The following is an 18,383-nucleotide window of genomic DNA, read 5'->3' on the forward strand; positions in this document are numbered from 1 at the left end:
AAGTAGATGGCACAAGTGTTTCTCTGGCAAACGTTTGAAGAATGGATGAACAGAATGGATTACCAGTCCAAACGAACATCCAGAGGCTGACAGAGAAGTAATTAGGACTTTGGTTGTCGGTGTCTCCTTTGTCATAAATGCATAAAACTACCAAATGGACAGTAGCTACCTTTTGTTTGGATGCTGTCGCTTTTGGTTTCGGAGTTGTAATTTCCGAATACTCTGATAAGTATTGAGCTTATTTTTTATGCAACGCTAGTGAGTTCCTTCCATAAATAAAGACTGACCATCCCGGTAAGTCGTTACAAATTTTTCCATATTTTTATGAAACTCATGCAACGAAATCTCTGGTCGTTCTGATGCGAGAGCCGCACGGTTCGTTGCTCAGATCATGCAGCCCGCTTCTGCTGACTGCAGCCGGTGACAAAAAAGCCCGCCTTGCTGGCGGGCCGTATGTTGGAAGCGTTACTGTGAAATTTGTCTCAGATCGATGACCCTGCTGCAAAGCCGCTTGATCAGGCTGGCTTCGTGGCTTACCACGAGCAGGCCCATGTCATGCCTCTGGACATGCTCAAGCACTACGCGCCAGATTTGCGCCTGCGTGATCGCATCGAGCATCGCAGTCATTTCATCGGCAATGATAAAGCGGGTGTGCGGACTCAGCGCCCGCGCTACGCAAAAACGTTGCAGCTCTCCTCCCGACAGCTCATTCGGCCAGCGGCTCAGCCACTCCTGCTGGATCCCGAGCGCTGCGAGCAGCGCTTCGTCCGGCTCCCCGCCCTCCATCAGAGTACGGCGCATGCGCCAGCGCGGATTGACTGCTTTCTCGGGATGCTGGAAGACAAGCTGAACAGGGTGATACCCCTTTGTCGGCAGAGGTTCCCCGTCCAGTGTCACGCTGCCCTCATGGGGGCGCTCATAACCGGCCAGGATCCGTCCCAGCGTCGTTTTGCCGCAGCCGCTCGGCCCCACCAACGCGACCGCTTCACCTGTATGGATCGTGATGTCAACCCCTCGCAGCACCCAGCGGTCACGGCCATAGCGAAACCCGATCTGCTTCGCTTCAAGACGCATGGATGCACCTCACAGTTCCCCCGCGCACATCCCGCACCTCAGGACGGCTGGAAGCGCACTCCGGCGTGGCCACGGGGCAGCGGGGCTGAAATAGGCATCCGGCAGGCAGCGCATGGGATTGCGGCTGAGACCCCGGAATCGGCTCAAAACCGTTTTGCGGCAGCGCTCTCCACAGCGCTTTGGTATAGGGATGGCGGAGCGCCTCGCCCTCTCCGGTGAAATCTGTCGCGAGTGCGGTCTCGACTGTCGTGCCCGCATAAAAGACGGCGATGCGATCAGCGACCCTGAGCGCTGTTTCAATATCGTGAGTGATCAGCATCACGCCGCGTCCCTCGTCTGCCAGTTCCCGAAAATACCCCAACGTTTCCTCGATCGCCGCTTCATCAAGCCCGGGCGTCGGCTCATCAGCGATCACCAGCCGGGCACCGCTGACCAATGCGGTAGAGACAAGTACACGCCGGGCCATGCCGCCTGACAATTGAAAGGGAAAAAGCCGCTCTGTATCAGGAGGCAGCTTGTACCTGGCAAACACCTCGCGCTGGATGCGGGCGGCATTGCCACCATTCACAGCCGTACGCACCTGCTTGCCCACTCGCAACAAGGGATCGAGATAATTGACGGACTGCGGGATCAGCGCGATCTCCCGCCCTCTCAGCGATGCCTGCTGCTTTGGAGTCAGCTTTTGACCGGCAAAAACGATCGAGCCGGAGGTGACGGCATTACCCGGAAGAAGCCCAAGCACGGCATGGGCCAGCAAGCTCTTGCCAGAACCGCTTGCACCTACTACAGCCAGAATTTCTCCAGGGTAAATCGATACGGAAAGACTGCTGATCACCTCCAGGCACCTCTGGCGAAGGCCGCTGGTATACTGCACAAATGATACGCACAGGTCCTGCACCTCGAGGATCGGTGCGGTCGCTGACTGGGTTCGCACATTCCTTCCTCCCCTCTGTTTCACTTCGTTTTGCCCGTGTACCACCGATTATTGATGGGCGCGATGCGGATCAGCCAGCATGCGCAGATTGTCGCCAAGGACATCGAAGGCCCTCACGATGACGAGCAGGGACAGCCCCGGAAAAAATGCAAGCCACCACATGCCTGTCGTCAAGTATCGCATCGATTCGGAGAGAATGATGCCAATCGCCGGCTGGTGCGGGGGCAGGCCAAAGCCCAGAAAGCTGATCGAGGCCTCGTGCAAAATGGCATGGGGAAACAGCAGCACGAAGCCGATGAACAGCTGCGGGATCAGATGGGGCAGCATGTGACGGCTCGCCACCCACCATCGCGATTTGCCCAGCCGCCGGGATATCTGGACAAACTCGGCCGAACGAAGCTGCATGACCTCAGCCCGGATCACCCGCGCCAGGCTTGGCCAATGGGTGAGCGCAATGCCGGCTACCACCCCCTTCATTCCCCCGCCCAGCGCAAACGAAATCAGTATGAGGGCGACAAGGTGAGGAACGCCCAAAAACAAATCGATCAACCAGGAGACAGCGGCATCGACAGCCTTGCCCAGCGTTGCCGCCAGCATCCCCAAAGTGAGGGCAACCGCCGTACTTGCTGCGGCAGCGGTGACGCCCACACCCATGCTTACGGTCAGTCCCTTCACCGTCCTGACAAACATGTCCCGGCCGAGCCAATCCGTCCCAAACGGATGAGCAAGCGAGGGGGATGCATTTCTCGCCTCCAAATTTGTCGTGATCCGCTCATCGCCGAGCAGCAGCCCGCATGCGATGACACCGGTCAACAGTAAAGCGGCAAGCAAAGTGGATATCAGGGTTTTCTGCCTGCGGTTCACGCCGTCTCCCCCTTCCTCATCCTCGGATCGACCAGGCGGTAGATGATATCCGCAGCGAGGTTGCCGACGAATACGAAAAGGGCGGTGAACAGGACGATCCCCAGGAGCAGCGGCACGTCCCCCCGCAATCCCGCCGCAACCGCAGCCTGTCCAAGCCCAGGGTAGGAGAAGACCTGTTCCGCCAGAACGGTCCCTCCGACCAGTTCACCGAAGGAAGCGAATTGTATCGTGACGGCGGGCAAGGCTACATTGCGCAGGCCGTGCCGCCAAAACAGCAGCAGCCCTGCCTCTCCCCGGGCCCTGGCAAACAGGACATAATCGCTGGCCAGTACATCCACGAGCTTTTGTCTCGTATGCAGGGCGACATTGGCCACGCCGAGAATACTCAGGGTAAGCGCAGGCAGGATGAGATGATAGATCCGATTGGCGATCGTCACCTCGCCCGCCAGCTTCCCAGCCGGAACCCCCAAGCCTACCGGAAACCATCCCAGCCATACGGCAAATACCATCAATAGCAAGAGCCCCAGCCAAAACGCAGGAGTAGAAGCAAGGGTAAAGCAATACCACTTGATGAAGCGATCCGCCCAGGTGCCATGTTTCATTCCGGCAATAACGCCAAGCGTAAATCCCAGCACCCCGGAAAACAGCCAGGCCGCACTCATTAAGGCCAGCGAAGCCAGAAAACGTTCACCGATCACTTCTGCAACCGGACGCCGAAACATCATCGAAGTTCCCAAATCTCCGTGGAGGACCGCTGAACCCCAATGGAAAAACCGCATCAGCGGCGGCTGGTTCAGTCCCCAGTACTCGGCAATCGCCTCCCGCTGCTCGGGACTTACTCTCGTCATGTCGGCCCCGACGTATGCTTGCACCGGGTCCAGGGGGGAGCAGCTGACCAGCCAGAAGGAGAGCACGCTTAAAGCGATTAGCAATGTTGCCATTCTAAGCAGTTTTCGCAAAAGAAAAAAACCAAAGCCCCTGACGTCCAACCCGACTTCTCCCCCTCGCCCGTCATTCCTTCCAAGACCATTCTACAATGTTGTCTGTAATGGGCCATCCGTGTCCGTGGGGCTGGATTTTTGGTTTGCCGATATCCAGGCCATCCCGTACCAGATACAGGTGCTGTCGGTTGACTAACCAGGCCCAGGGTGCGTCCCCCTTGGCGCTGAATCCCGTTTTTCCGTCCCATTGTGCTTTTTTCCAGTAGCCCAGCGCCTCTTCTTCGCTGGTCGCCGCGAGCGCCTTCTCCATGTATTCATCCACTGCAGGGTTGGCGTAGAAACCGGTATTGTACCAACCGACCCCTGCCGTCTTGCTGCTGTACAGGTTGTACATCTCCAGCGGATCATAGCTGCCCCAACCAAACAGCACGGCATTGGCGTGCATCATGTGCTCGATATCGTCCCAGCTTTTTCCTTCCACTTTCATGTTGATGCCCAGGGGTTTCAGCATGTCAGCCACTGCGATGGCGAGCGATTGGCGCGTTTCGTCGTCAGCAGGATAGATGAGCGTAAACTCTGCCTTCAGAGAGCCTTTCTCCAGGATTCCGTCACCGTCGGTATCCTTCCACCCGGCCTCTTCGAGAATTTTTCTGGCCCCTTCCACATCGCCGTCCTCCATCACCGTATCCGGATTCCACCAAGGCATGCCGTCAGCCACGGAGTAGGCAGGCGTGCCAAAGCCTTCCAAAATCCCGTCAACCAGTTTCTGCCGGTCCACAGCCAGATTAATCGCCTTGCGAATCGCGATGTCGGCAGTCACATCGTTGCCGATGGGAGCGCCGTCCTTCGTTGTTCCTCCGGAGCCTACTGTGGGAAAGAGAATCCCCCGGTTGTCCACGCTGTCTACGGCTACGAGATGCATGCCCGGCACCTCCTGCCGGGCGACAGTCGGCAGGACGAAAGCCATGTCCACCTCACCTGCTTTGGCAGCGGCAAATGCCGCATCCTCATTCAGGAAGAGAAAGGTTAGTTTTGTAAAGGTCGACTTCGGTCCGTAGTACTCGGGGTTGGCCTCGACGATCAACTGCTGGCCCACATCCCACTGCACCAGCTTGTAAGGTCCAGATCCGATCGGTTTTTTGGCGTAGTCTTCGCCATGGGCGTGCTTGGGAACAATCCCTGTGGCGGCGAGCACATTGACGAAGGTGGATTGTGGGTGGTGAAGCGTAAACTTGACTGTATAAGGATCGGTCGCCTCTGCTCGTTTCATCACGCCAAGATCAAGCACCGAACCGCTTTTCGAAGCTGTCTCGTACGTGTACACCACGTCTTCAGCCGTCAACGGCTGACCGTCCGAGAATTTTACATCATCGCGAAGATGGACCGTCCAAACCAACCCGTCGTCGCTTACTTCGTATCCCGTTGCCAAATCGTCTACGATCTCCAGATTGTTACCCCGTTTTAAGAGGGTGCTTTGGAACAGCGGCGAACCGTAACGTCCCCATCCGGTAGTCGGGTCGAAGCCATCTTCCGGCTCGTAGCCAATCGCCAGCACCAATTCATCCTTCCGGTGCGCTGCTTCCGCCGCACTCCCCTGATTTTTTGCGGGTGCACAACCGGTTAAGAGCAAGAGAGAGAATGTCAGTAATGATAACATTGAGATAAATAACCATTTTTTACACATTTTCAAAACCTCTCCAATCCAAACGACCACTTCATTTTCAACCTCAGTGAAATTTGTTTTTTGCCCGCAAGAAAAGACAAGCTGCCGTTTGGTTTCATCTTGATGCCTCGTGACCAGCCTGGCACGGGAGCGCCGCATCGGGGCACGGCTCGATAGGGACGTTTGTCAAATGAAAGCTGCATTTTATTGCCGATATAGGATTCTTTCGCTTTCTTATTCCTAACACTGTACCTTCTCTATAGAAGTATATGGCTGCATTTAGGGGGACAACAACCATTCTTGTCGATCATCATGAGAATAGGGAGTGAGGTTCTTCTTGGAGGGAACGGTATGGACCATCCCGCCATGCCGCATGTAGATGATCGGCTGATCGCGGAAGCCAACAAACCTACTATATTACATGTTTTCGAAACCGTATAGTAATAAATCACATGGAAAATAAAAAGGATGTCTCTCAGACACATCCTTTCAATGCATTATGTAGCTATATTTACGTTTTTAGATCAATCTGTCAACCAACTTTCTTTTGACGAACGACGATATCGTCTCGATAAAACGCTCATATTCATCCCGAAAGACGCTGTGGCTGCTCTTTTCGAAAATGACAAGCTCATTGTCCGGAATTTTTTCGGCGAGTACAAGGGACTCCTCAACCGGAGTTATCCAATCGTGACGGGCGGAAACAATCAAAGCCGGGCACGATATCGAGGCAAGTTGATCGGTCACGTCAAACGTTTTCAGGAATCCTTTAAACCCCTGATTAATCGCTTCATGGTTGCGTTTCGATCTCCTTTGTGCATCCTTTCTCTTCCGCAATTCTTCTTGGGACGGATTGGGATTCCAGGAATAGGCGTACAGAGGCTCCATCACTTCGTAGTACTGTAATAGCTGCTCATCAGATTCAAAAGCACCTTCCCAAAGGACTTGCGCCATTTTCTGCTGTTCGGACGTCGCTTTTTCAAGCAGAATCTGTTTTGCCCTTTCGATGAAACGATAGCTGGGGGATGTCGTCACGAGCAGGAGAGCGGATGTATGCTGGGGATATTTGATTGCGTAACACAACGCTACCATCCCGCCGTATGAATGGCCCAACAAAACGATTTTCTCCAATCCGAGATGTTCCCGCAAGGCTTCTACATCCTCAACGTTCTGTTCCAAGGTATAGGTCGACTGATGGGGGCGATCAGACAAGCCGCTTCCGCGGTTGTCGATATACACCAGCTGCATCCACTCAGACAGCGGTGTCATGTGCGGTTTGAATCCTGTATGATCTCCTCCCGGTCCTCCGTGTAAGACAAAGCAAACCGGCTTCTGCCGGAGAGCCGGACCATTCGGTACGTAACCGACTCCTTCTACATCAAAAAATAGTCTGGTTCCATTCACATTCGCAAACATATTGCGCCCCCCCAGGATAGGTGAGATAAGAGCTGTGAAAAAAAGGATACCTGCGCCAATTTCTCGGCGATAAATCCCTGCGCAGATTTCTCCCTAACCGGTGACTTTCGTTTGCAGCGATTTTTGCGCGTTGCCGAGTGTCATACAGGCAATGATCGAAATAACAGCGGAAAGAACGAGGAACCAAAAAGCGGCGTCATAGGAGCCGTTAAATGTGCTGATTAAAAAGCCCATCACCATGGGTGAAACAAAACCGGCCACCTGTCCTCCAAAATTGATCATGCCAGAGGCGGACCCCATCACTTCGGTCGGAAGGATTTTTAAAGGAAGAGACCATATCCCCGCGAATCCGGCATAAAGAAAGAATGCGGATAAAATCTGGTAGAGTATAGCCGTTTCAAGCCCCTTGGTTGTAAACATGAGATACAGGAACAGTGCCCCTGCTATTTCGACCACGATGGCAAAATACTTCTCACGGCCTGCAAAGTACCTGTCTACCAACCAGCCCCCGAGAATCATCGCAATCCCTCCGGCGAAAAAAGGCAGGGAAGCGACAAAACCCGCCTGCAGCAAATCCAGGTTTCGGACTTTTAACAGATAAGAAGGCAGCCAGGATGCAAAACCCCATAGCACGACATCCAATCCAAACCAGGCAACCACAAGTTTCCACATGGTCGGTGTCTGCAGCAAATCTTTCAGAGACATGCGTTTGTCAGATGGATTCGAGCTGTCCTCTCCCCTTTGGGCAGGCCCGCGCAGGAAAATCGCGTAAACAATGGCGAGAACGAATCCTACCAGCGCAATGGCCACGAACATTTTTCGCCAACCCAGCCAAATCATCATGGGAGCTGCAAACAAAGGAGCGAGGGCGGCACCGAACGCATTCGACGACAACATGGCTGATTGCGCTTTTGCTCTTCCCGCTTTTGGGAAGTATTCAGCTATCGCCTTGGAACTTGCCGACGGAAATCCGCTTTCACCGATACCAAACAAAAAACGAATGGCCAGTAACGACATGAATGACCACGCCGCCCCTGTCAATGCGGTAAACAGCGACCACATGATCAGTGCCACAATCATGACTCTTTTCGATCCGTACGTATCAGCCAACCAGCCGCCCGGAATCTGCATCAAGGCATAGCCGGCAAAGAAACTGCTGAGGACAATCCCTAATGAACCTGCCTCTAGGTGCAAATCGCTTCCAATCGAGGTCAAGGCAACACTGATGACCATCCGGTCAAGGTATGCAAGAATCCAGCCGAAAAAAAGCAGAAAGAGAATAAAATAGTTATTTCCGGCCAAAGTTGCAATGCGGCTCATAATGATCCCCCTCCCATGAAGCGAATGGACTGATACCGATGTTGCGGACAACTTCCCTATGCCTTTTTAATAAACCTTCCTTTCTTCACCAACTGGAATTCTCCGTCTCGGACAATGGGAGTTCCATTTACAAAGACGTGGTGAAACCCGATCGCTGTTTCGGAAGGCGAGTCATATGTGGCGGCATCTGCAACGATGTTTGGATCGAACACAACGAGGTCAGCAAATGAGCCTTCACGAATCATCCCTCGATCCTGCAAGCCAAGTTTTTTCGCGGGAAGGGAAGTCATTTTCCGGATGGCATCTTCCAGGCAAAGGACTTTTTCATCCCGCGTATAATGACCCAAGACCCTTGCGAAGGTGCCAAAGTAGCGGGGGTGCGTTTTTCCCGGGTCGGGGATCCCGTCCGATCCGATCATGGTTTCGGACTGCTTCATGATAAAGCGAACATCATCTTCACTCATCATGAATATGACCATCGTCGCGATCCCCTCTTCATCGATCAAAATGTCACACAGAGCCGTTACAGGATCCTGACCACGCTCCCGTGCGATGTCCTTCATGCTTTTGCCTTCCAGTTCTTTGCGGTATTTGGCTGAAGCGATGAATACCTGATCCCAACCTGCATTTTTAGCGATATTTTCCCAACCGGGAATTCCGCATTCCATATCATTCGCAATCTTCTGTCTAATTTCAGGATCGCGAAGTCGCTGCAACATCTCCTGAACCCCTCCCTCGTGGCACCAGGGGGGCAACAATGCGGACAGCAGTGTACTGCCAGCCGTGTAAGGATACAGATCCATGTCGACGTCGATTCCGTTCGCTCTCGCCTGCTTGATCATTGCTACGGTAATTTTTGGTTTGCCCCAATTTTGCTTGCCGGCCGCCTTATGATGGGAGATTTGTACCGGGATAGCAGCGCTTCGCCCAATCGCGATGGTTTCTTCCACGGCTTCCACAACCTGGTCCGACTCGTTTCGCATGTGAGTTGCATAAATTCCGCCATGTTCTCGACCTACACGGGAGAGCTCGATCAATTCTTCCGTGGAACAGAAAACACCCGGCGGATAAATTAACCCGCTGGAGAGTCCGAACGCTCCCTCTTCCATTGTCTTCGCCACGAGTTGCTTCATCGTTTCCATTTCTTTCGTCGTTGGAGGACGTTTTTCAAATCCCATAGCAGCAATACGGACGGCTCCATGTCCAACTAATGGGACTAGATTCGTCACCATTCCCATTGACGAGCAGACCTTCGCATACTCGGAGAGTGAATGCCAGCTCCATTCAATTTCTCCAAAAATACTGCTTACATACTGCTTTAACAAGTGAGCATTTGCAGGATTGACAGGATATGCACTCATACCGCAGTTGCCGATTACTTCCGTTGTTACTCCTTGCAGAATTTTCCCTTTTGACAACTCTGGAACGAACGGCGCGTTATCGGAATGGGTATGAATATCGATAAAACCAGGTGCAACCGCCAGCAGCTGAACGTCGATCTCTTCTTCTGCCGTAAACCCGGCCACGTTACCGATTCGTTCAATACGCTCCCCGCTGATCGCGATATCCGCTTCATACCAAGAATTGCCGGTACCATCATACACTCGGCAATTTCGCAGAATTCTCTTCATGGCAAACACCTCGCTCTCTTTATTTGCATGCTGTCGGCAGGTGAAAGGGAAAACACCCTGCACTCCTGTGAAGCCTACACTTCATCATATGTGTTTTTATTGAAGCGCATGCTTCCAGTCTCTTTACATATTCTGAATATTCATCCGATGTCATGGTTCATTTCCGCGACCGACAACTAGGTTACTGCCCGATCAAACACCCGGTAGCGAATCGCCTCTGCCACATGCCCGGCTTCGATGCGCTCAGCCCCGGATAGATCAGCGATCGTCCGCGATACGCGGAGGATTCGGTCGTAAGCGCGGGCACTCAGGCCCATCGTCTCAAATGCCAAACGGAGCAATTCCTGGCCCTCCCGGTCTAACGGAGCATGGGAGCGAATTTCCCTTCCGTTCATCCCGCTGTTAAAGGGAAAGTGGCTGCGCTGGCGGTAGCGCTCCTGTTGGATGGCGCGGGCGTGCTCTATTCGGCGACGAATCTCTTCCGACGGCTCTTCCATTCTCCGCTCGCCGAGCAGTTCCACCGGGACCCTCGGCACTTCCAGATGAATGTCAATCCGGTCCAATAGCGGCCCGGACAGACGCGAGCGGTACCGCTGGATTTGCTCCGGCGTACAGGTGCAGTTCTGCTGTTCGCGGGAGCCAAAGTAGCCGCACGGACAACGGTGAAGATAATAACTTTGGAATTATTAAGAAACGTGATGTAACTCCAAATAAGGAAACATTAGATGAAAATACTCCTGGAGCCAGGCTGAAAATTGCGCGTGAATCAAAAAACATGACTAAGGTTGATCTTTCCAAAAAGACAGGAATAAGTGTCGTTTCTATTCGTCTGGCCGAGACAGGTCAAATAGTTCCAACTCCCTCCGCCCTTCGACTATATGCCCATGCTCTTGGTGTAACTGTTGCTTATCTCGGCTGCTACGAAAACTTGCCGGAAGATACGCTGGGCCAAAAAATAACAAAAGCAAGGCTTTACCACGGTATGACGAAGAGTGAGTTTGCAAAAGAAATCGGTGTTAATGTCCGTACTCTTTATGCGTGGGAAGCAGATAGGTATATACCTTCCATCAACCTAGACAAGTACCTATCCATCCTGCAAAACTAGACTTTTTAGAAAGATGTGTGAACGGCACTGTTAAAATCCTCAATAACGGCACTTGAAAATTCCCCACTTTCGGCAGAAAATCTCTCCCCGGAGGAGAGAAATATGCTAAAGAATGGGGAGTTTTACTTGATCAAAGACATGAAACAAAGAGGAATGAGCAACACACAAATTGCGAACGAACTAGGGAGGGATCGAAAAACAATCAGAAAGTGGCTGAAAAAGGATGAACCCTTGAAATACCAGCGAACCGTCAAAAAACCAGTATCCTTGATCCGTATAAAACCTATATCAAAGCGAGAATGGAAGAAGGCTGCTTAAACGCAGTAGTTTTATTTGATGAGATCAAAGCACAGGGATATCCAGGGCAAATTCGACTGCTGCGTGCATTCATGGAACCGCTGCGTCCTGTTGTCATGACCAAGGCAACGCTACGTTTTGAAACGCCACCCGGAATCCAAGCACAAGTAGATTGGGGACATTTCAAAGTGGAGTGGAATGGTGGATATAAGCGGCTATACGCCTTTGTCATGGTTTTGGGTTACTCGCGAATGTTGTATGTGGAATTTACAGAGAATGAACGGTTGGATACCCTCATCGGCTGCCACTTGCATGCCATGCAATACTTTGGCGGCAGACCGGAAACATGCTTGTACGACAATATGAAAACCGTCGTTGCGGGCCACGACAACCAAGGGCATGTATTGTGGAATGAACGCTTCTCCCAGTTTGCAAGTCATTACGGCCTTACACTGCGGCGTTGTGCCCCCTACCGCGCACGAACAAAGGGGAAAGTTGAAAATGCTGTTGGCTATGTGCGAAAGAATTTTTGGCCTCGCGTTCAGACGTTTACCAGCCTTCATGACTTGAATGAGCAAGTACGTCATTGGTTGGATACGGTGGCCAATGTACGGATACATGGCACTACTCATGAAAGGCCAGTAGATCGGTGGAAACATGAAAATTTAAAGCCGCTTAACCCGATTCCATTCGAAGAAGTGGAACGCCATACTCGAAGAGTATCGAACGATTCACTCGTTTCTTACGGAGGAAACCGGTATTCTGTCCCCTATGCCTATATTGGTCATACGGTAGAGGTGCAAGATCTTCAAAATGGCTTTATTCGGATCTATCAGGGTGACACGATCATCGCCGAACATCAAAAAGCTGCTCGTTCCAATCAAGTCGTGACCAATAAAAAACACTTCGAGGGGATTCAAACCCAAAGTCGCGCGAAGGCTCCCCAACCTATGCCGCGTTTGGTTCCAAATCCCAGCCCCGAAGTGGCAGAACGTGATTTATCTGTCTATGAGCAGTTTGCTGACGAGGAGGTGATCGTACAATGATGCTCCAAGCCCGTTTAGAAGAAGCCTTTACGCAAATGGGATGGGTACGAATCCCGGAAATTATTCACCACCACGCAGAAGAAGCTGCTGCTCAGAATATATCGTATTTGGAGTTCTTGGACAAGCTTCTGCAAGAGGAAATCATGGCCAAGAGGGATCGATTTATCCGAATGAAAAACACGATTGGCTCATTTACCTTACCATAAAACGTTGGAGCAATTCGATTTCAGTTTCAACCATCAATTGATGAAAGACGGATACGTGATTTGGCAACCCTCCGGTTTGTACAACAACAGGAGAATCTCATTTTGCTTGGTCCGCCAGGAGTCGGCAAGACCCACTTGTCTGTCGCTTTGGCTCTAGAAGCCATTAAACAAGGTTTGACGGTTTATTTTACAACCGCTCATGATTTAGTTCAGACGCTCCAAATTGCCCATCAAAACAATAGTATCAAACAAAAAATGCGGACATTTATTAAGCCGAATGTCTTGATCATTGATGAAATTGGATATCGCAAAATGGATGAAACAGCTGCGCACTTCTTCTTTCAAATCGTATCAGAGCGTTATGAAACCGGTTCAATCATCCTTACTTCGAACAAGTCTTATGGTTCGTGGGGAGAGATATTTGGAGATACGGTACTTGCTACCGCCATCCTTGATCGATTATTGCATCACTCCCACACCATCAACATTAAGGGCGAAAGTTATCGCATCAAGGAAAAGAAAAAAGCTGGATTCTTTCGGTCAGAGTCAATTGAAGATAAAACCGAATAAACGGAATTTTCCCACCGCCTGCCCCCTCGGGGGCATTATTCAAACAAATATTTTGCCTATTATGGGGAAAATTCAAGTGCAGATAATGGGGAATTTTCATTTGCAGTTGACAGATGTCAAGGCCGGTTTCATTTTCCCCAAAATCGCCGATTTAAAATTCCTCAGAAGGAGCTCGCACGAGCTCCTAAAGTTTCTCCCTCTTTTCCTTCAACCGATAACTTTCTCCCTCCATATTAAAAATTATTGAATGGTGCAATAACATATCTAATATCGCTGACGCAATCACCGTGTCGCCCAATATTTCGCCCCATTCACCGAAGGATTTGTTGGACGTCAGAATTAAAGATCCTCGTTCATATCGGCGTGAAATTACTTGGAATAGATAGTGGGCACCCGAATCATTTAGTCGCATATAGCCCATTTCATCAATGATCAGTAAGCTCGGCTTCACAAAAGTACGAGGTTTCTGCTCCAATCTGTTTTCTTGATCGGCTTTGCGTAATTGTGTTACCAAGTCGTGAGCACTGATGAAATAGGTCTTATAACCTGCTGCTATGGCTTGAAGGCCAATAGAAACAGCGAGATGAGTCTTCCCAATACCTGGTGGTCCTAAGAATACTAAGTTTTCATACTGCCGCATGAATGATAGATTCAAGCATTCCCTTATCCTACGTTCATTTACCGAAGGTTGAGCTGTAAAGTCAAATTCGTCTATTGTTTTACGGAAAGGCAGCCTCGCCAATTTAAGCAATGTCTGCATAGAGCGTTCTTGTTTTTCGGCAAGTTCTACTTCCAATAAGCTGCACAAGAAACTGGAATATGGTACATTATTTTTAGAGGCTTGCTCTGCTAGGGAACTCCATTTCTTTGAGATGGTGGGCAGGTGCAGTGCCTTACAATATTCGTCTATTAAATGATTCATTGGTCACCTCGTAGGAGTCGATCATATTCAGTTAATGGACGGGTAGCTACTTTTATTTGAGAAACAGCACGGTTGGGATCCATATTTTGCTGTTTCTTTTTTATTTGTTGAGCTAATGATACAAGCTTTGGTGATGGGCGGTACGACTCAATCAGTTCGTCTTTAAAGTAAACCTTAATGAGTCCATCTAAGCTTTCTTTTATCAAAATTTGTTCACCAGCTAAGTCATGACGCACCATGCGGTGCTCGCCTTTATAAGAGTACATACCGTCGTAATAAACACGTCGGTAGGTTCGATAACTGGTATCAAAATCGCATATTCCGGAAAGAGAAGATAGTTTTTCTTCCGGCCATCGTTCTTGTGGTGAAACACCAGTCGTCTGATTCGGTTTACGGTTCCCCACAGCATCTAACCACCGTAATCCTTTTGAATTAAGCTCATCCAGCGTTTCAAACGATGTTCCTTGATAAAAGTGATTGGTGATGTATTGAATTGCTCTTTCAACCTTTCCTTTGGTTTGGGCCCGATATGGTCTGCATACTTTCGGAATAAAGCCATAGTAAGATGCAAATTCGGCAAACCGCTTGTTCCATTTCACAAGACCAGCCTCACGTCCATCCGTCACCGTCTTCATGTTGTCAAAGAGAACCTTTTGAGGGACGCCACCAAAGTACTGAAAACTATTGATGAGACACCGAAGGAGATGTTCTTGATCTTGTGATCGGGTAAATTCCATATACTTCATCCGTGAATACCCTAAAATTGCGACAAACATATATAGCTTGGTTCTTACGCCCTGTAAATCAACTTCCCCCAACTCTTTCCAATCTACTTGCATCTGCTCACCAGGTTTCGTTTCATACCGTAAGGTATACTTTTTGTTTTCTCTTTGTCGAAACGGTTTTATGAAATCCTTAAGTATTGTTTTCCCCCCAAGATAACCTTGCCTTTTTATTTCAAGCAGTAACTTCTCCGCATTGAAAACTCCATCTTCCAACATTCGTTTTTCAAGATACTGTTTGAACGGATCGAGCTTGCTAGGGCGCTGTTTTCGTTTGGGACTGGAAACTGGATAACTTGCCATTTCTATGTACTTACGTACAGTTTTTCGATCTAAATCTAATTTTCTTGCGATGGCTGAGATACTCATCCCGTTTTGATATAAATCTTTGATCATAAAGAAATCCCCCTCTACTTACCACAACCATAGCTCCTTTATCTTATGAATGCTATGGTTCCATTTTAGATGGGGAATTTTCAACCGGCTATATTGGGGATTTTAACACCGACTTTAACATGGCTTTGATATTTACGAATTTTGCGCTGCGGCCGACTGGCCTGAATATCTTTACTATTTCACCTTGACGGCATAGGATTTGCTCCTCGTAGAACATCTCGCCGGTTTCTGGGTCAATGAACTGGCGCACTACACTTCACCCACTTCATGAAAAAAGCACCGCGTGGGTGCCTGTGAGTTAAACATATTTTTCGATTGCTTCATGGATCTTCTCTATAAGTTCTTCTTCTTGAAGTTCGCCTGATAAATAATCTCTGTAAATAGACTGACCGCTAGTCAAATGAAGTAACCAAGCTTCTAGTAATATCCTATATGTCTCATCTAAGTGATAAAGCTTACTTTCTCTGCCAACGTAATTATTCCCGGCCGCATAGCCTTCTAGTCTAACAGCATAGGCTGGAGAAGGTTTCTGAATCAACTTAGGATATCCATCGTAATCTACCACTAACATATTATAAACCTCATTATCCCCATTAATTAAAACTTCTCTTAGCTCCTCCTTTGTAATCAAGTGTTTCTTTGGTTTAGAAATCCTGTGAGGTCTTATTACGAAAATAGGCGACCCGAGAAGGGACATTTTTGGCTTTGTCTGATATTCTTGACCGTCTATATCTGCAGTTAAGTTATCATAAAACCAATACTCGGCATCTTCATAACTTTTAAATATCATGTCATCTTCGTAAACTTTTCGTTCCTCGTTAATAGTTTTAAAGCAATTGTCGACCTTTAGCCTCTTCTCAGAACTAAGTCTTCTCACGAAATCAATAGTAAACTTCATGGTATTAAATCGCCTCCCCCACCACAATTCGCCACCAGAGACCATTATCCTACAACTTTCGTCCGACATTTTCCGACATACAACAGGATATTTGTACTAATTTACAGAAAAACTTTACGATCAACAATTTTTTGTAGGAGGTTGAAATAGTCATGTTTGACTACAAACACTATGTACCTGTTCTAAAATGGAAACGAGGAGAGCAAAAAGCCCTGGAATTTCTAGCCCAACCACTCAAGCAAAACATGACACCTTTATTAGAGATCCCCCCAATATCCTATGACGAGGATGAGGATCGGCCATCAAAATTAGGAGCAAACTTAAATGGAATCGGAAAGGAAGTAGCTCAGGCTTGGAATTCCCCCACTCCAGTTTTTATCGATTGCATCCAATTAGAGATTGATGAACAACTTTCAATGAGCAATGGACAGCACTTTTTGGAGTATATCATCCATGACATTGAAAATAATGGTACGAAAGCAATCCCAGTCGCCAATGTTGCACACTACGATCCTTTTTTTGACGCATTAAAAAACGTCAATAATCATTATGGTCGGGGCTTTTGCCTGCGCGTAAAGCGTAGTGAATTGAACGATTTAAACACCCTCACAACCCATATTGATCGGTTACTGCCATTCATGGGCTTAACACCTAAAGACGTTGATTTAGTGCTAGATTACGACTTTTTGGGGGGAGATACTTCATCAACAGCTTATTCTCAGTCGATACTAAACATCATTCAATTTCCGCATTTAACTCAATGGCGTACTTTTAGTATCATCGGCACTTCCATGCCTGCAATTCTACGGATGAGGCCGAATACCACGATGGATATTGATCGTATTGAATGGAATGTTTACGAACAAATTATTAAATTCAAAAATGGTTTGGGCCGGGTTCCCACATTTGGTGATTATACAATCAACAACCCCACATATGGAGATTTTGATCCTTCATACATGCAGGTAGCTGCCACAATTCGATACACCGTTCGTGACAAGTTTCTTATTTTTAGAGGTATGACAACTAGAGGGCCTGGCGGTTTCCAGCAATATATATCATTGGCTCGTGATGTTATTTCTCATCCAGACTACAGTGGAGCAGGGTACTCTTATGGGGATCAGTACATTTTTGATTGCGCTCATCAACAAAACGGTGTTGGCACAGGGAGCCATGAAACTTGGCGTCGTGCCACTGTTAATCACCATCTTACTTTGGTTATTAACGAACTCGCCAACCTTCACGGCTCTTCAACGCCCGGTACACCAGTTGCTTCAATTCGCCCATAGGGATATTCGTTGCCAGTCTTTCATATAACACATTTTTGGGCTTGCTCAATACACCTTTGTGCAAGCCTTTTTCTTTTAAAACAGCCAATGCCTCATCTTTCCAAAGTAATTGGACAAGAGAATAAGGATCTTGCGAAGGATTTTTCCTTCCCCTTTTTGTATATTTCATCCTTGCCTGTCCTTTAATGTTCGTAACAACGATGATACCCCACCAATCAGGAACCATCTTATTTACCTTGTCCAGGTAATCATGTGCAGTAACGATTGTGACTTTATCAAAAACCTTATTGTAATCATTCATCTGACTTGATAGTCTACTTAACGTATCACTTTCGCTCTTAATCTCATAACCGTGAATTAATCCGTTAACCACTGCAATGTCTACCCGTGACTGACCCAGACAAACTCCCATCTCATTAATTATTAAAGTATCTGGTTCTTTACTATGTTTAGTTTGTAACTTTCCAAGAAGAACTTCTCGAACATCAGAGTCCCTTAATTTTTCCATAGTTACTTCCCGTTCCTTGAATTCTTAACCTTAATATGATTTGACGTTTGATGCTTTATTCCTGCTTAACACAAAAACCCCGCCCCGTTTCCGAGGCGGAATGGAAGGGGTTCGTGAAAGAAAAAGTTCCTTTCACATATTGCGGGCATTCGTATGACAAAAAAGCCACTCAGCTTAGCCACATTGCGAATAAATAAATCCCGCCCAATCCGATAACGGCCCGACAAATCCCTTTTAAGATTTTCGGCACGAAAACTTCCACGATGATAAGCACAACTATCAACCCGAGTATAAACCCTCCGAACTTCAATGCCATGATGGTCAAAGCTGGATCGGAGACACTTAGATCCAATTTCACGTTTTCCAATGACATGATCTTTTATTCTTGTATCGGAGGATTACGTCCACAATAAATCGAGTAGGAGGGGGCGGCTAGCCCCCGACCTCTCACACCACCTAGCATGCGGTTCCGCACTAGGCGGTTCGCCAACCTTGACGAATTTCGAAGTATCTTTGGGTTC

The 18,383-nt window shown here is 48.7% G+C and carries 19 protein-coding genes and 1 pseudogene; 6 read left to right on the forward strand and 14 right to left on the reverse strand.

What is annotated here, in order from left to right; genetic code table 11:
- Positions 1 to 465: 465 nt before the first annotated feature.
- From HGBM_RS25810 to HGBM_RS32675, 10 genes and pseudogenes are all read right to left on the reverse strand, one after another.
- A complete protein-coding gene (locus HGBM_RS25810) occupies positions 466 to 1,074 on the reverse strand; it encodes an ABC transporter ATP-binding protein (RefSeq protein WP_019123975.1) in 609 nt (202 codons plus the stop codon).
- Positions 1,064 to 2,008, reverse strand: coding sequence for an ABC transporter ATP-binding protein (locus tag HGBM_RS25815; RefSeq protein WP_019123976.1), 945 nt, complete (start codon positions 2,006 to 2,008; stop codon positions 1,064 to 1,066). Before HGBM_RS25815 ends, HGBM_RS25810 begins: the two co-directional genes overlap by 11 nt.
- A gap of 48 nt (positions 2,009 to 2,056) precedes the next feature.
- The gene (locus HGBM_RS25820) at positions 2,057 to 2,872 is read right to left on the reverse strand and encodes an ABC transporter permease (protein ID WP_019123977.1); all 816 of its coding nucleotides are present in this window, start codon (positions 2,870 to 2,872) and stop codon (positions 2,057 to 2,059) included.
- Complete coding sequence (locus HGBM_RS25825) at positions 2,869 to 3,861, reverse strand: ABC transporter permease (protein WP_019123978.1); 993 nt, start codon at positions 3,859 to 3,861, stop codon at positions 2,869 to 2,871. Before HGBM_RS25825 ends, HGBM_RS25820 begins: the two co-directional genes overlap by 4 nt.
- 22 nt (positions 3,862 to 3,883) lie before the next feature.
- Positions 3,884 to 5,470 (reverse strand): ABC transporter substrate-binding protein, encoded by a 1,587-nt coding sequence (locus HGBM_RS25830; protein ID WP_245553077.1) that lies wholly within the window; start codon positions 5,468 to 5,470, stop codon positions 3,884 to 3,886.
- A gap of 525 nt (positions 5,471 to 5,995) precedes the next feature.
- Positions 5,996 to 6,892, reverse strand: a complete 897-nt coding sequence (locus tag HGBM_RS25840) for an alpha/beta fold hydrolase (RefSeq protein WP_019123981.1) — start codon at positions 6,890 to 6,892, stop codon at positions 5,996 to 5,998.
- A gap of 93 nt (positions 6,893 to 6,985) precedes the next feature.
- Entirely contained in the window at positions 6,986 to 8,212 is a 1,227-nt protein-coding gene (locus HGBM_RS25845) for an MFS transporter (protein WP_019123982.1), read from the reverse strand.
- 56 nt (positions 8,213 to 8,268) lie between these two features.
- On the reverse strand, positions 8,269 to 9,843 hold the full coding sequence (locus tag HGBM_RS25850; protein WP_035288149.1) for an N-acyl-D-amino-acid deacylase family protein: 1,575 nt from the start codon (positions 9,841 to 9,843) through the stop codon (positions 8,269 to 8,271).
- 176 nt (positions 9,844 to 10,019) lie between these two features.
- Positions 10,020 to 10,364, reverse strand: a complete 345-nt coding sequence (locus tag HGBM_RS31995) for a magnesium chelatase subunit ChlI family protein (protein WP_019123984.1) — start codon at positions 10,362 to 10,364, stop codon at positions 10,020 to 10,022.
- Positions 10,365 to 10,373: 9 nt separating this feature from the next.
- Positions 10,374 to 10,493 (reverse strand): annotated as a pseudogene (locus HGBM_RS32675) (ATP-binding protein); the annotation flags it as partial.
- 98 nt (positions 10,494 to 10,591) lie between these two features.
- Between HGBM_RS32675 and HGBM_RS25860 the strand changes: the two are divergent.
- The 5 genes from HGBM_RS25860 (at position 10,592) to istB (HGBM_RS28665) (ending at position 13,067) form a co-directional block, all read left to right on the forward strand.
- Positions 10,592 to 10,948, forward strand: coding sequence for a helix-turn-helix domain-containing protein (locus HGBM_RS25860; protein WP_261798208.1), 357 nt, complete (start codon positions 10,592 to 10,594; stop codon positions 10,946 to 10,948).
- Positions 10,949 to 11,101: 153 nt separating this feature from the next.
- Positions 11,102 to 11,266: a terminase gpP N-terminus-related DNA-binding protein gene (locus tag HGBM_RS32680; protein WP_390621048.1), complete on the forward strand. Its 165-nt coding sequence runs from the start codon at positions 11,102 to 11,104 to the stop codon at positions 11,264 to 11,266.
- Positions 11,248 to 12,291, forward strand: coding sequence for an IS21 family transposase (gene istA, locus HGBM_RS28660; protein WP_019123986.1), 1,044 nt, complete (start codon positions 11,248 to 11,250; stop codon positions 12,289 to 12,291). The genes HGBM_RS32680 and istA (HGBM_RS28660) overlap by 19 nt, the downstream gene beginning before the upstream one ends.
- Positions 12,288 to 12,497, forward strand: coding sequence for a P-loop NTPase family protein (locus HGBM_RS32005; RefSeq protein ID WP_019123987.1), 210 nt, complete (start codon positions 12,288 to 12,290; stop codon positions 12,495 to 12,497). The genes istA (HGBM_RS28660) and HGBM_RS32005 overlap by 4 nt, the downstream gene beginning before the upstream one ends.
- A 12-nt stretch (positions 12,498 to 12,509) precedes the next feature.
- Positions 12,510 to 13,067, forward strand: coding sequence for an IS21-like element helper ATPase IstB (istB, locus tag HGBM_RS28665; protein WP_261798209.1), 558 nt, complete (start codon positions 12,510 to 12,512; stop codon positions 13,065 to 13,067).
- 184 nt (positions 13,068 to 13,251) lie between these two features.
- Here istB (HGBM_RS28665) and istB (HGBM_RS25875) read toward each other — a convergent pair whose 3' ends face one another.
- The 3 genes from istB (HGBM_RS25875) to HGBM_RS25890 form a co-directional block, all read right to left on the reverse strand.
- On the reverse strand, positions 13,252 to 13,989 hold the full coding sequence (gene istB, locus HGBM_RS25875) for an IS21-like element helper ATPase IstB (protein ID WP_019123989.1): 738 nt from the start codon (positions 13,987 to 13,989) through the stop codon (positions 13,252 to 13,254).
- The gene (istA, locus tag HGBM_RS25880; protein WP_019123990.1) at positions 13,986 to 15,167 is read right to left on the reverse strand and encodes an IS21 family transposase; all 1,182 of its coding nucleotides are present in this window, start codon (positions 15,165 to 15,167) and stop codon (positions 13,986 to 13,988) included. The genes istB (HGBM_RS25875) and istA (HGBM_RS25880) overlap by 4 nt, the downstream gene beginning before the upstream one ends.
- Before the next feature lie 298 nt (positions 15,168 to 15,465).
- A complete protein-coding gene (locus HGBM_RS25890; protein WP_019123992.1) occupies positions 15,466 to 16,065 on the reverse strand; it encodes a hypothetical protein in 600 nt (199 codons plus the stop codon).
- Between the two features lie 152 nt (positions 16,066 to 16,217).
- Between HGBM_RS25890 and HGBM_RS25895 the strand changes: the two genes are divergently transcribed.
- Complete coding sequence (locus HGBM_RS25895; RefSeq protein ID WP_019123993.1) at positions 16,218 to 17,354, forward strand: beta family protein; 1,137 nt, start codon at positions 16,218 to 16,220, stop codon at positions 17,352 to 17,354.
- Here HGBM_RS25895 and HGBM_RS29975 read toward each other — a convergent pair.
- The gene (locus tag HGBM_RS29975; RefSeq protein ID WP_081590312.1) at positions 17,287 to 17,862 is read right to left on the reverse strand and encodes a sce7726 family protein; all 576 of its coding nucleotides are present in this window, start codon (positions 17,860 to 17,862) and stop codon (positions 17,287 to 17,289) included. The two genes, HGBM_RS25895 and HGBM_RS29975, sit on opposite strands and share 68 nt — an antisense overlap.
- Positions 17,863 to 18,383: the final 521 nt, after the last annotated feature.

The organism is Brevibacillus massiliensis (assembly GCF_000311785.1).
Taxonomy (GTDB): Bacteria; Bacillota; Bacilli; order Brevibacillales; family Brevibacillaceae; genus Brevibacillus_C; species Brevibacillus_C massiliensis.